The organism is Lacinutrix algicola (genome assembly GCF_001418085.1).
GTDB classification, from domain to species: domain Bacteria; phylum Bacteroidota; class Bacteroidia; order Flavobacteriales; family Flavobacteriaceae; genus Lacinutrix; species Lacinutrix algicola.
In genome coordinates, this window is sequence record NZ_LIQH01000036.1 from 18,073 (window position 1) to 30,384 (window position 12,312).

Consider the following 12,312-nt stretch of genomic DNA (forward strand, 5'->3'; position numbering starts at 1 on the left):
ATGGACAATCTTTTTTTTAAATTACCTAATGTTTTACAAAACATAATAATCTCTTTGTATAACACTTATCTTTATAGTAAGCGCTATGGAGGGAAATATAAACATTATAAAAAAAAGTTTTTAAAGCAACAAAGTTATAGCTTAGAAGAGCTTCAAGATTATCAGAATAATCAGTTTATTAAGTTTTTAAACTATGCAGAAGTGAATTCAGCATATTATAAAAAAGCATATAAAAACATTGATATAAAAAGCTTTAAAGATGTGAAAGACATAGCTAAGCTACCAATATTAAATAAAGAAGATTTAAGAACTCAAATTGATAAAGTTTACACAATAAAACCATCTCAAGGAATAGTATCGAAAACAGGAGGAACAACAGGGAAGCCTCTTAAAGTAGTTTTTACAAAAGATGATGCCAATAGAAGATATGGCTACTTAGACAATTTTAGAAATAATTATGGCTATAATCTTGGAAAAAAAACTGCCTGGTTTAGTGGTAAGAAATTGTTGTCAGAAAGAGATATTAAAAAAAATAGATTTTGGAAACATGATTTTTTAAATAAAGTAAGATATTATTCTACATTTCATATTAACGAGACATATTTAAAGAGCTATTTAATAGACCTTATTAATTATAAACCCGAATTTCTTGTCGGCTTTCCTTCTACTTTATTAGAAATTGCAAATTTTGGTATTCGTAATAATATACAATTCCCTACTAACGTCGTTAGAGCTATATTTCCAACTGCAGAAACAGTCACAGAGGAAACAGCATTAGCTTTATCAGAATATTTTAATACAACAGTATTGGACCAATATGCTTCTTCCGAAGGAGCTCCATTTATTTTTCAGTGTGAAAAAGGAAATTACCATTTAGATATTAGAACAGGTGTCTTTGAGATATTAGATAGTAACGATGTTGAAGCAGAAGAAGGTAGACTAGTTGTAACTTCTTTTACTACGCATGGAACACCTCTTATTAGATACGATATAGGTGACAGTGTTGAAAAATCAAATAGCAGTAAATGCAATTGTAATAACAATAACCCAATTATAAAGAAAATATTAGGTCGCGAAAATGACTATATTTTTTCTCAAGAAACTGGTAAGATTAATTTAGGAAATGTATCAAATACATTAAAAGGTGTTAGTGGTATAAAGAGGTTTCAGGCAATACAAGACGTTTTAGATGAAATAACAATTTTAATAGAAAAAGACAATACGTATAATTCTAAAAACGAAGAGTTTTTTCTTAAAAACTGGAGAGATCGTGTTGGTGCTTCCATGAAAATTAACTTAACTTATGTAGATCATATTCCTACAGAAAAGAGTGGTAAATTTAGAATAGTCAAAAACCTAATGAGCATTCATGATTAATTATTATCTTTGAAAAAAAACAAATGAAAAATATATCAATAATTTTAGTAGCGTTTCTACTTTTAGGTTGTAATAACAAGAAAAAAGACGATAAAGGATCAGAGTCTGTAGCTAAAATTAATTATGATTTTACTGTTTTAGCAAAACTAAAAACAGATAAAGAGGATAGATTTCAATTTGTCTTAAAAGATATTGATAATGAAACAACTATAGAAAAAACAGTTGTAAAAGTATCTGAGGATTTTCAAGATGTTGTAGGTAAAGTTAAGGCTAAATATGATTTTGAATATCCTACAACCTTATACCTTGGATTAGGATATTTACAACCTAAAACTATCATTTTAGAAAGCCTAGAAATATCCTATAAAGGTAAATCACACATATTTACGCCTAATGATTTCGAAGAATACTTTACAATAAATAAATTTGTAGAGTTTGGTGATAATTATGGAGAATTAATTACAAAAACTATAGACGGTCAACATGTACCAATTTTAGGTTTAAATAGAAAAGGAATAGATTTAATTAAATAGCTAACAACTATTTGTTTAGTTGTGTGTTTTTCTTTTAGCAAAGCCTTGATAGTATAAACTAATAATCTATTTGTTTAAATGAATTTAATTCTTGCAATTTTATTATTGGCTGTAATATCATATTATTTCAAATTGATGTTAGATAAAAGCAATAATCTATTACTCTTGTCTTGCATTTATATAATTCATATTTTATCTCTATTTTTTAACTATAAAGTTAATTTAGAAGCTAAATTAGATAGTTATAATTTTTATACAATGGCACTAGATGCCGATTCAGCTTTTATTCTTTTACAACCAGGAAGTCGTTTTATTTCTTTTTTAATATATCCCTTAGTAAAATTAAATATTGAATACCTTACTTTATCTTGTTTATTTGCAACACTTAGTTTAATTGGATTTCTAAAAATTATTAAACTTTTTTTTCCATTAGATACTAAACTAAAAAAAATAGGGATGTGTTTTATGTTTTTTCCTTCACTACACTTTTGGTCTTCAGGTTTATCTAAAGAAGCATTAGTTTTTTTTTTCATGGCACTAATTTTAGAACAGACAGCTAAGGCTAAAACACTAAGTTTGGTAACTGTTATTTCTTTACTTTTAATATTACTTATAAGGCCTTATCTATTTATACTTTTATTATTAAGCTTATGTGTTAAGTTTTTAGTTTTTGAAACTGTTACAAGAAAAAAATTAATCAAAAACTTAGTTTCATTTGTGCTTTTAGGCTTATTTTCAATACCTTTCTTAAAATTTTTTCTAAAAATTAAAGTTTATAGTTTTTCTGAAATCGAAAAAATTTTCAATAAAATTAATTTATATAGTGTTAATACAGGAAATACTAGTATAAATTTAGATAGAACAAATTATTTAGATAGAATAATTATAGTTCTATTTAGACCTTTGTTTTTTGACTCAGTTAACTTTTATCAACTACTAGTTTCTATCGAAAATGCATGTTTCTTGTTGTTTTGTGTTCTTATAACATATTATGGAATAAAAAGAAAAGTTATAATAGATAGTCTTACTTTATATTTAATTTTGTCGAGTGTTTTAATTATATTGTTCTTAAGCACATATATGTATAATTTAGGACTGGCTTCAAGAATGAGAGTAATGTTTTTACCATTTATAGTTTTAGGAATGGTATTAATGTTTAGTTCCAAAAAAACATCTTTACATGAAAAAAAAATAATTAGAGTAACAACCATACCATTATCTTTAGAAAAACTCTTAGGAGGACAAATGTCTTTTATGAAGGAGTTTTATGAAGTAAAAGCGGTATCGTCAGATAATAACTATTTACAAAAAGTAGCACAGCAAGAAGGAGTTGAAGCTTACCATATAAATTTAACAAGAAAAATAACACCGTTTAAAGATCTAGTTGCAGTTTGGAGAATGTATAGATTCTTAAAAAAAGAAAAACCTTTTATTATACATTCTCATACACCCAAAGCAGGTTTGGTATCCATGTTAGCCGCTAAACTAGCAAGAGTTCCAAATCGTTTACACACCGTTGCTGGTTTGCCTCTATTAGAAAGTACAGGTGCTAAAAGAACTCTGTTAGATGTTGTAGAGAAGCTAACTTATAAATGTGCGACTAAAGTTTACCCAAACTCTAATGCTTTAAAAAACATAATTGTAAACAATAAATTAGCAAAAAACACCAAATTAAAAGTTATAGGTCATGGTAGTTCTAATGGTATAAATTTAGATTATTTTAACTCAAAACATTTTTCAATAAAGGAAATCGAAAAATTAAAAAGCAAATTAGAAATTAGTGAAAATGATTTTATATATATATTTGTTGGTAGAATAGTTAAAGACAAAGGAATTAATGAATTAGTAGAAAGTTTTGTTGAGATAAATAAGGATAATCATCATGCTAAACTGTTATTGGTTGGACCTTTCGAGACAGATTTAGATCCTATTAAAGCTCATAATTTTAAAGAAATAAAAGAGAATAATAATATAATAGAAGTAGGATTTGTTAACGATGTAAGACCTTATTTTTTAGCATCCAACGTTTTAGTGTTTCCAAGTTATAGAGAAGGTTTTCCTAATGTTGTTTTACAAGCAGGAGCAATGGGGCTACCAAGTATTGTTAGTAATATCAATGGTTGTAACGAAATAATTGAAGAAAATAAAAACGGAGTTATTGTTCCCGTTAAAAATGTTTTTGAACTAACTAATAAAATGAAAGAGTTTCTTCTAAGCGAAGCTTTTTATTTAAAGCTTAAAAAACAGGCGAGGTCTAGTGTAGAAAATAGATATGACCAAACCTATATTTGGGAAGAAATTTTAAAAGAATATAAAGAATTAGAAAATGTATAAAAACTTTATTAAGCGTACTTTGGATTTTATTTTTGCTTTAATGGGTTTAATAGTGTCTAGTCCAATATTTTTATTTTTAATTGTGATATTAATAATTAGCAATAGAGGCTCTTGCTTTTTTTTTCAGAAGAGACCAGGTAAAAAAGGAGAAATATTTAAAGTCATTAAGTTTAAAACTATGAATGACAAAAAAGACAAAGAAGGGAAGTTACTTTCAGACGATAAGAGGTTAACTAAACTCGGTAAATTTGTTAGAAAAACATCTTTAGACGAGCTACCTCAATTAATAAATGTATTAAAAGGAGATATGAGCCTAATTGGGCCTAGACCATTATTACCAGAATACTTACCTTTGTACAATGTCACTCAAAGCAGGAGGCATAATGTTAAACCTGGAATAACAGGTTGGGCACAAGTAAATGGTCGAAATGCAATAAGTTGGGCTAAAAAATTTGAATATGATGTTTGGTACGTTGACAATTTGTCGTTCGCATTAGATATAAAAATTTTATTAAATACTTTTCTTAAAGTTGTTAAGTCTGAAGATATAAATACTATGGGTCACGCAACAACAGAAGCCTTTAAGGGTAATAACGAAGAATAAAATGGGAGCAGAAATTACAGCCATAGAGTATCATTATCCAGAAAAAGCGATAACTAACGTTGATTTAGCAAAAGAGTTTCCTGATTACGATTTTTCGAAATTTGAAAAAAAAGTTGGTATTAAAACACGTTATGTGGTTAATGAAGATGAAACAGCTTTAGATTTAGCTTGCAAAGCTGTAAATAAGCTCTTCGATAACGGAATAGATAAAAGCAAAATAGATTACCTTCTCTATTGTACACAAAGTCCAGAATATATTTTACCAACTACGGCATGTATTTTGCAAGATAGAGTTGGATTAAATAAAACTATTGGAGCTTTCGATTTTAATTTAGGATGTTCAGGATATACCTATGGATTAAGTTTTGCAAAAGCATTAATAAACTCCAATCAAGCAAAAAAAGTGCTTTTAGTTACTGCAGAAACGTATTCTAAGTTTATACATGAAAAAGATAGAACTAACAGATCTATTTTTGGAGATGCTGCGACAGCAACAATTATAGAAGCTTCAGATCAAGAGTGTGTTGGAGACTTTTTATTTGGCACAGATGGTAATGGGCACGACAAGCTAATTGTTAAAAACGGAGGAAGTAAAAATAAATATAATGCAAATTGCGCTGTAAAAGACTATGGTACTGGTAATCAATATACGGATAACCATATATACATGAATGGGCCTGAGATTTTTAATTTCACTGCAGGTCAGATTCCTAAATTCACTAAAGAGGTATTGCTAAAAAACAATATTGAAAAAGAATATATAGATCAATTTGTCTTTCACCAAGCAAATGCATATATGTTAAATTTTATGCGTAAAAGAATAAAAGTAGAACCAGATAAATTTTATATTAATTTAGAAAATGGTGGTAATACGGTTTCGAATACTATTCCAATAGCATTAAAAAACTATTCTCAAAATATTACAAAACAAGAAAGTATAATTGTACTTGGTTTTGGCGTAGGGCTTTCGTGGTCTGGAGGATTAATTAAATTAAATAATAAATTATAATTATGAAAAAACAAGATTTTATAAACGAATTAGCAGAAGAATTAGAAGTAGAATCTCAAGTAACTGCTGAAACAGTACTTAAAGATTTAGACGAGTGGGATTCTATGGGAGCAATGATTTTAATTGGTTACGTATCAGATAATTTCGACGTTACTTTAAACGCAGACGATATTGAAGCATTAACGACATTTCAATCGCTAGTTGATAAAATTGGCGTAGAGAAATTTTCATAATTAAACTACAATGACTCAAAAATTTGAAAATATATTTATCGAATCTATTGCAGCCTGTGTTCCAAAAAACAAAGTTGGAAATGATAATTTCTCAAACCTATTAGGTCCAAAAGAAATTAGAAAGTTTGAAAGAACAACAGGTATAAAAGAAAGACGATATGCTAGTATTGATACTACGGCTTCAGATTTAGGATATAAAGCAGCAAAGCAAATATTAGAAGATAAAAAATGCGAATCTCAAATTACAGCATTAATTTTTGTTAGTCAAACAGCAGATTATAAAATACCTTTTACCTCAAATATTCTACAAAGTAGATTAGGATTACCTCAAAACATATTATGCCTAGATATTAATGCAGGTTGTGCCGGTTTTGTTCAAGGATTAAGTACAGCTTATGCTTTAGCAGCTACAACATCTGGTAAAGTTTTGTTAATTGTTGCCGAAACCTTATCTAAAATACTTTCGAGTGAAGATAGAAGTACTTCTATGTTATTTGGTGATGGGGCTTCTGCTATTTTAATTAGCAAGAGTAAAGAGTTTAGTGGAGAATCAAATTTTAATTTCTTTTCAGATGGAGATAATGCTGATGCTATTATGATTCCAGAGGGAGGATACCGTAATCCCATTAACGATAAAACTTTAAACTGGAAGGTGGACGACAAAGGGAATAAAAATCAAGGCATTCATCTTACAATGGATGGACCAAAAGTATTTGATTTTACATTAAGGGAAATCCCATCAAGTGTTGATAAGCTTATTAGTGAGTTTAATTTAAATAAAGACGAAATAGATTTATTCTTGTTTCATCAATCAAATAAATTTATAATTAATCAAATAGCTTCTAGGTTAGGATTACCAAAAGAAAAGGTGCTTATAAATATAGATCGGTTTGGTAATACAAGTGGAGTTACAATTCCTCTGCTAATAGTAAGTGATTTCGATAAAGAAAACATGCCTAAAAAAATACTAATTAGTGGTTACGGATCTGGTTTAAATTGGGGATGTGGCTGTATTGCAATGCATCCAAAAATGACCATTTATAATTTATTAGAATATTAAATACTTAAATACATGGACCTTTTATATCCAAGCTTAAAGAATAAATTAATTTTAGTAACAGGAGCTACTTCTGGTATAGGTAATGCTTTATGCAAACATCTATTGAGCCAGAAAGCCAATGTTATAGGAATTGGTAGAGATATTAGTAAACTTGACGAACACCTTAAGAATAATAAAAATTTTACTTTTAAAGTAATCGACCTAGCTCAAATAGAAGCAATAGAGAGTACTTTAAAAGAAGTTAATCAAGAATTAGGTAAATTAGATGGTTTAGTACACTGTGCAGGTAAAGAAGAAACAATACCTCTAAGTGTCTATAAAAGTGAGAAAATTAAATCTATTTTCGAGATTAATGTATTGTCAGGAATTGAGTTATTAAGAGTTTTTTCTAAGAAAAAATTTAGTAATGATAGTTCTAGTGTTATTTTATTATCTTCTGTAATGGGAGAATTAGGACAACCCGGAAAAGTTGGTTATTGTGCAACAAAAGCTGCGGTTTTAGGTGTTGTGAAAGCTGCGTCTTTAGAATTAGCTAAAAGAAAGATTAGAATTAATGCTATATCACCTGGTGTGGTAAAAACACCAATGACTCAGCAACTTTTTAATCAACTTTCTGAAGAAAATATTAAAGAAATAGAAAATATGCACCCTTTAGGAACTGGTAGTGTAGAAGATATAACACCTTTAATGTTATTCTTGTTGTCTCAACAATCTAAATGGATTACTGGTCAAAATATAAAAATAGATGGAGGATACTCAATTCAATAAAACGTTAGCTATTGTCGGGGCTGGTGGTTTTGGAAGAGAAATGGAAAGCTGGATGTTTCAGTCAGATTTAGTAAAAAATTATGATATTATTGGTTACCTTGATGATAACCTAAATTCTTTAGACGGTTTCGAAACAGATCTTACGATTATCGATAAAATATCTCTTGAGACACTTAGAAAAGCAAAAAACATCATAATTGCTATTTCTAATAAAGACGTGAAAAGTGTTATTTTAAACTACTACAAAAAAGATGGAGGATTTAATATTTTAAATTTTCAGCATTCATCAGCAGTTGTAGGTAAATATGCAAAACAAGGTTTAGGTTTTATAGCCACTCCAAACACAGTAATCTCATGTAACACCCAGATTGGAGATGGCGTTTTTATTAATTCAGGATCTCAAGTAGGTCATGATGTTCAAATTGGAGATTATGTCTCAATTATGGCAAATGTAGATCTTGGAGGCGGAGCAATTATAGGGGACAATGTATTTATAGGCACAGGTGCAGTTATTCTTCCTGGTGTTAAAGTGTGTGCTAATGTTAAAATTGGAGCAGGAGCAGTAGTACTGCGTAATATTAAAAAAGAAGGAACCTACTTTGGTAATCCTGCAAAAAAAATATTCTAATATGAATTCAAAAATATGGCTATCCTCACCACACATGGGAGGAACAGAGCAAAATTATATAAAAGAAGCTTTCGATACCAACTGGATAGCGCCATTAGGACCAAATGTAACAGGTTTTGAAAAAGATCTAGAATCATATTTAAAAGAAGATACGCATGCGGCATGTTTATCGTCAGGAACAGCAGCAATTCATTTAGCATTAGTTCAATTAGGAGTAACTTTAAATGATGAAGTATTATGTCAAAGCATGACATTTTCAGCATCAGCAAATCCAATAATGTATCAAGGAGCAACTCCTATATTTATTGACAGTGAGTCTGAAACATGGAACATGTGTCCTGTACATTTGGAAACTGCAATAAAAGATAGAATAGTAAAAGGTAAAACGCCTAAAGCTATAATAATCGTACATTTATATGGTATGCCTGCAAAAGTAGACGAACTGTTATCGGTTGCTTTAAAATACAATATTCCTGTTGTTGAAGATGCAGCAGAAGCTTTAGGTTCAACTTACAAAGGAAGAAAATGTGGAACCTTTGGAGATTATTCTATTCTGTCCTTTAATGGTAATAAAATAATTACTACTTCAGGAGGAGGAGCAATGATTTGTAATACTGAGAAGAAAAAACTAAACACAATATTTTTAGCAACTCAAGCAAGGGACCAAGCACCGCATTACGAGCATACACAAGTTGGATATAACTACAGAATGAGTAATATTTGTGCAGGTATTGGTCGTGGGCAAATGGAAGTCTTAGATAAACATATAGGCTTTAGAAGAGATAATAATACATTTTATAAAGAATTATTTAAAGATATTAAAGGTGTAACCGTTTTTAGTGAGCCGTCAGATAATTACTATTCAAATCATTGGTTAAGCTCTATTACCATTGATGAGTCATCAAAAATAACATCAGAACAATTACGTTTATTACTAGATGAACACAACATAGAATCTAGACCATTATGGAAACCAATGCATTTACAGCCTGTTTTTAGTAAATACCCATATTATGGAAATAAAGTTTCTGAAAATTTATTTTTAAATGGATTATGCTTGCCATCGGGTTCTAATCTTACCAATGAAGATAGACAAAGAATAAAGAAAGCTATTACATTAGCATTTAGTTAAAGTAAATATTAATTCTGATTTTTATATGTATAGTGTCCTGCAATACTATGTTTAAAAAAAACAGATAAGTAGTGTGTTTCTATTTTACTAATAGGAATAATACTTATTCTTTTTCATACATTTTAATTTAGATTTAAAGGGTAATGTTGACTCTAAGTGTTTTTTTATATAGAGACAGAATCAACTAGTTGGTTTAAGATGTTTGGTGCTAATAATAATAATAATAACTCAATCGGTTTACTAGATTCTTATTACATTAAGAGAGTATTATTGGTTTTGTTTAGTCCATTCCTTTTTGATGCTAAAACCCAAAAGCAATACTATGCATCTATTTAAAATGTATTATGGTTTATACTTTTCTTCTTATTTATCTTATTATAATTATCTCCTTTTATGGTATATATATGTATAATTTAGGGTTAGCAAGTAGAATGAGAGTGTTGTTTATTCCATACTCTATCTTGTTGTTATTAATACTAATTAAATACGAATTCAAGATTATAAAGCATTAATAAATAAATATTTAGGTATTAATGCAAGGGAATAGCTTTATATATTTCTATATTGTAATTATAATTAGGATATTTGTAAGAAAATATTATATCACTTTAAATGTTTAGAAAACTTAAACAAGCGCTATTTCAAGTTTTAGAATCTAGTCGTAAAAAGATAGATTTTAAAAATATAAGTTATTTGCCTAGATGGGCAATACTATGTTTCGATAGTGCTATATTATTAATTGCTCTATTTGTTACAAAAATAATTATTGGAAATTTACAAAATGAGAATATATTTTTTTCATATTTTCCTACAAGCCAAGAATTAATTGTAATAATAGTAAATGTTCTATTTTTTATATTTTTTAGAACATATGCAGGTTTAATTAGGCATTCAACATTTATAGATGCGGTAAAATTCTTTTTAGCATCTGCTGCAACATTAGTTACAACTTTAGGAATACATTATGTATACTTTTTAGTTACTAAGAGAAGTGTTTTTTTAGTTCCAGAGATTTTGGTTTACGCAATCATTTCGTTTTGTGGATTATTCCTTTTTAGAATACTAGTAAAATATGTTTTCGAAGCCTATGTAAGCTATCAAGAAGAAGAAGAGCGATTAAATGTTCTCGTTTTTGGAACAGGCGAAAATGCAATAGCAATTGCATCTGCTTTAAAATCAGAAAAACCTTCACGTTATAAAGTTTTAGGTTTTATCGATAAAGCAGGTAAAAATAAAAGTAAAGAAATATTAGGTCTTCCAATTGTTCACTTACATAGAAAAGCAGCTGTTACTTTAAGAGCTAACAGTGCACAAGCTTTAATTCTTGCAGATAGTAGTCTAACAAAAGAAGAAAGTATTGCAATTGTAGATAATTGTCTTGAGTATAATTTTAAAGTATTTAGGGCGCCTTTAATTTCAGATATAGAAAACAATAAAAGCTTATCTACTCAAATTGAGAAAATTCAGATTGAGGATATTCTAGAAAGAGACCCAATAAAATTGGACAATAAACTGGTTGCTAAAGAAATTTATAACAAATGTATTTTGGTAACTGGAGGAGCAGGGTCAATAGGTAGTGAAATTGTAAGACAAGTTGCAAATTATAAACCTAAAAAACTGCTTATTTTAGATAATGCAGAAACACCTTTATATAAAATTCAACACGAAATAAATCAAAATTTTCCAAATTTAAATTTTGAAGCTATCATTTCAGATGTAAGAAACAGAGAAACTATAGATACTGTTTTTAAAACACACAATCCAGATGTTGTGTACCATGCAGCAGCATATAAGCATGTACCTTTAATGGAAAAACATCCATCTCAAGCGGTATTTGCAAATGTAATAGGATCAAAAAACGTTGCAGATATGGCGCATAAATATAGTGCCGAAAAATTTGTTATGGTGTCTACAGATAAAGCTGTAAATCCAAGTAACGTTATGGGAGCATCTAAACGTATTGCAGAGATTTATATTCAAGCACTTCAAGGAAAACTAAAAACAGATAATAAATCTACAACTCAATATGTAACTACAAGGTTTGGTAACGTTTTAGGATCAAATGGATCTGTGGTACCATTATTTAAAAAGCAAATTGAAGAAGGAGGTCCTTTAACAATAACACATCCAGATATTATTAGATATTTCATGACCATTCCGGAAGCCTGCCAACTAGTAATAGAAGCAGGAGCAATGGGAAATGGAGGAGAGGTTTTTATCTTTGATATGGGAGAAGCTGTAAAAATTATAGACTTAGCCAAAAAGATAATACGTTTAGCTGGGTTTACACCTTATAAAGAAATAGACATTAAAGTTATAGGATTAAGACCTGGTGAGAAATTGTACGAAGAGTTACTTAACGATAAATCGGAAACCTTGCCAACATACAATGAAAAAATAATGATAGCTAAAATTAAAAGCCATGATTATGAGTTTGTAAACAACTTAATTCTTGACCTTGCAGCTATTGCAGAAGATGGTAGTAAAAATGAAATAGTACTTAAAATGAAAGACATTGTGCCAGAGTTTTTAAGTATGAATTCCGACTTTGAGAGATTGGATAAAAAAATAGTTTAATAATTAATAATACATTTTTAAACGTTTCATTCACATGAAGCGTTTTTTTTAATATTA

The 12,312-nt window shown here is 28.8% G+C and carries 12 protein-coding genes; 11 read left to right on the forward strand and 1 reads right to left on the reverse strand.

What is annotated here, in order from left to right:
• Positions 1 to 1,377 carry a phenylacetate--CoA ligase family protein gene (locus ASC41_RS08525; RefSeq protein WP_241489643.1) on the forward strand — a complete coding sequence of 459 codons (1,377 nt, stop codon included), beginning with the start codon at positions 1 to 3 and terminating at the stop codon, positions 1,375 to 1,377.
• A 23-nt stretch (positions 1,378 to 1,400) separates the two neighbouring features.
• Positions 1,401 to 1,910 (forward strand): hypothetical protein, encoded by a 510-nt coding sequence (locus tag ASC41_RS08530; RefSeq protein ID WP_055436222.1) that lies wholly within the window; start codon positions 1,401 to 1,403, stop codon positions 1,908 to 1,910.
• Positions 1,911 to 2,161: 251 nt separating this feature from the next.
• Here the strand turns inward: ASC41_RS08530 and ASC41_RS16800 are convergent, their stop codons facing one another.
• Complete coding sequence (locus ASC41_RS16800; protein WP_152971445.1) at positions 2,162 to 2,443, reverse strand: hypothetical protein; 282 nt, start codon at positions 2,441 to 2,443, stop codon at positions 2,162 to 2,164.
• 547 nt (positions 2,444 to 2,990) lie between these two features.
• Here ASC41_RS16800 and ASC41_RS08535 point away from each other — a divergent pair.
• The 9 genes from ASC41_RS08535 (at position 2,991) to ASC41_RS08575 (ending at position 12,255) form a co-directional block, all read left to right on the forward strand.
• On the forward strand, positions 2,991 to 4,244 hold the full coding sequence (locus tag ASC41_RS08535; protein ID WP_338034472.1) for a glycosyltransferase family 4 protein: 1,254 nt from the start codon (positions 2,991 to 2,993) through the stop codon (positions 4,242 to 4,244).
• Positions 4,237 to 4,848 (forward strand): sugar transferase, encoded by a 612-nt coding sequence (locus ASC41_RS08540; RefSeq protein WP_055436223.1) that lies wholly within the window; start codon positions 4,237 to 4,239, stop codon positions 4,846 to 4,848. The genes ASC41_RS08535 and ASC41_RS08540 overlap by 8 nt, the downstream gene beginning before the upstream one ends.
• Position 4,849: 1 nt before the next feature.
• Positions 4,850 to 5,857 carry a 3-oxoacyl-ACP synthase III family protein gene (locus ASC41_RS08545; RefSeq protein ID WP_055436224.1) on the forward strand — a complete coding sequence of 336 codons (1,008 nt, stop codon included), beginning with the start codon at positions 4,850 to 4,852 and terminating at the stop codon, positions 5,855 to 5,857.
• Between the two features lie 2 nt (positions 5,858 to 5,859).
• On the forward strand, positions 5,860 to 6,090 hold the full coding sequence (locus ASC41_RS08550) for an acyl carrier protein (protein ID WP_055436225.1): 231 nt from the start codon (positions 5,860 to 5,862) through the stop codon (positions 6,088 to 6,090).
• A gap of 10 nt (positions 6,091 to 6,100) precedes the next feature.
• A complete protein-coding gene (locus tag ASC41_RS08555) occupies positions 6,101 to 7,150 on the forward strand; it encodes a 3-oxoacyl-ACP synthase III family protein (RefSeq protein ID WP_055436226.1) in 1,050 nt (349 codons plus the stop codon).
• Positions 7,151 to 7,162: 12 nt separating this feature from the next.
• Positions 7,163 to 7,918 (forward strand): SDR family NAD(P)-dependent oxidoreductase, encoded by a 756-nt coding sequence (locus ASC41_RS08560; RefSeq protein ID WP_055436227.1) that lies wholly within the window; start codon positions 7,163 to 7,165, stop codon positions 7,916 to 7,918.
• Positions 7,896 to 8,546: a NeuD/PglB/VioB family sugar acetyltransferase gene (locus tag ASC41_RS08565; RefSeq protein WP_055436228.1), complete on the forward strand. Its 651-nt coding sequence runs from the start codon at positions 7,896 to 7,898 to the stop codon at positions 8,544 to 8,546. Before ASC41_RS08560 ends, ASC41_RS08565 begins: the two co-directional genes overlap by 23 nt.
• 1 nt (position 8,547) lies before the next feature.
• Positions 8,548 to 9,678: a DegT/DnrJ/EryC1/StrS family aminotransferase gene (locus ASC41_RS08570; RefSeq protein ID WP_083477174.1), complete on the forward strand. Its 1,131-nt coding sequence runs from the start codon at positions 8,548 to 8,550 to the stop codon at positions 9,676 to 9,678.
• A gap of 612 nt (positions 9,679 to 10,290) precedes the next feature.
• The gene (locus ASC41_RS08575) at positions 10,291 to 12,255 is read left to right on the forward strand and encodes a polysaccharide biosynthesis protein (RefSeq protein ID WP_055436230.1); all 1,965 of its coding nucleotides are present in this window, start codon (positions 10,291 to 10,293) and stop codon (positions 12,253 to 12,255) included.
• The last annotated feature ends 57 nt before the right edge of the window (positions 12,256 to 12,312 follow it).

Excerpts from the sequence above, each read along its gene's own strand:
- ASC41_RS08525 (WP_241489643.1), top strand. The coding sequence starts at position 1 with ATGGACAATCTTTTTTTTAAATTACCTAATGTTTTACAAAACATAATA.
- ASC41_RS08530 (WP_055436222.1), top strand. The coding sequence starts at position 1,401 with ATGAAAAATATATCAATAATTTTAGTAGCGTTTCTACTTTTAGGTTGT.
- ASC41_RS16800 (WP_152971445.1), bottom strand. The coding sequence starts at position 2,443 with ATGAAAAAAAAAACTAATGCTTCTTTAGATAAACCTGAAGACCAAAAG.
- ASC41_RS08535 (WP_338034472.1), top strand. The coding sequence starts at position 2,991 with ATGTATAATTTAGGACTGGCTTCAAGAATGAGAGTAATGTTTTTACCA.
- ASC41_RS08540 (WP_055436223.1), top strand. The coding sequence starts at position 4,237 with ATGTATAAAAACTTTATTAAGCGTACTTTGGATTTTATTTTTGCTTTA.
- ASC41_RS08545 (WP_055436224.1), top strand. The coding sequence starts at position 4,850 with ATGGGAGCAGAAATTACAGCCATAGAGTATCATTATCCAGAAAAAGCG.
- ASC41_RS08550 (WP_055436225.1), top strand. The coding sequence starts at position 5,860 with ATGAAAAAACAAGATTTTATAAACGAATTAGCAGAAGAATTAGAAGTA.
- ASC41_RS08555 (WP_055436226.1), top strand. The coding sequence starts at position 6,101 with ATGACTCAAAAATTTGAAAATATATTTATCGAATCTATTGCAGCCTGT.
- ASC41_RS08560 (WP_055436227.1), top strand. The coding sequence starts at position 7,163 with ATGGACCTTTTATATCCAAGCTTAAAGAATAAATTAATTTTAGTAACA.
- ASC41_RS08565 (WP_055436228.1), top strand. The coding sequence starts at position 7,896 with ATGGAGGATACTCAATTCAATAAAACGTTAGCTATTGTCGGGGCTGGT.
- ASC41_RS08570 (WP_083477174.1), top strand. The coding sequence starts at position 8,548 with ATGAATTCAAAAATATGGCTATCCTCACCACACATGGGAGGAACAGAG.
- ASC41_RS08575 (WP_055436230.1), top strand. The coding sequence starts at position 10,291 with ATGTTTAGAAAACTTAAACAAGCGCTATTTCAAGTTTTAGAATCTAGT.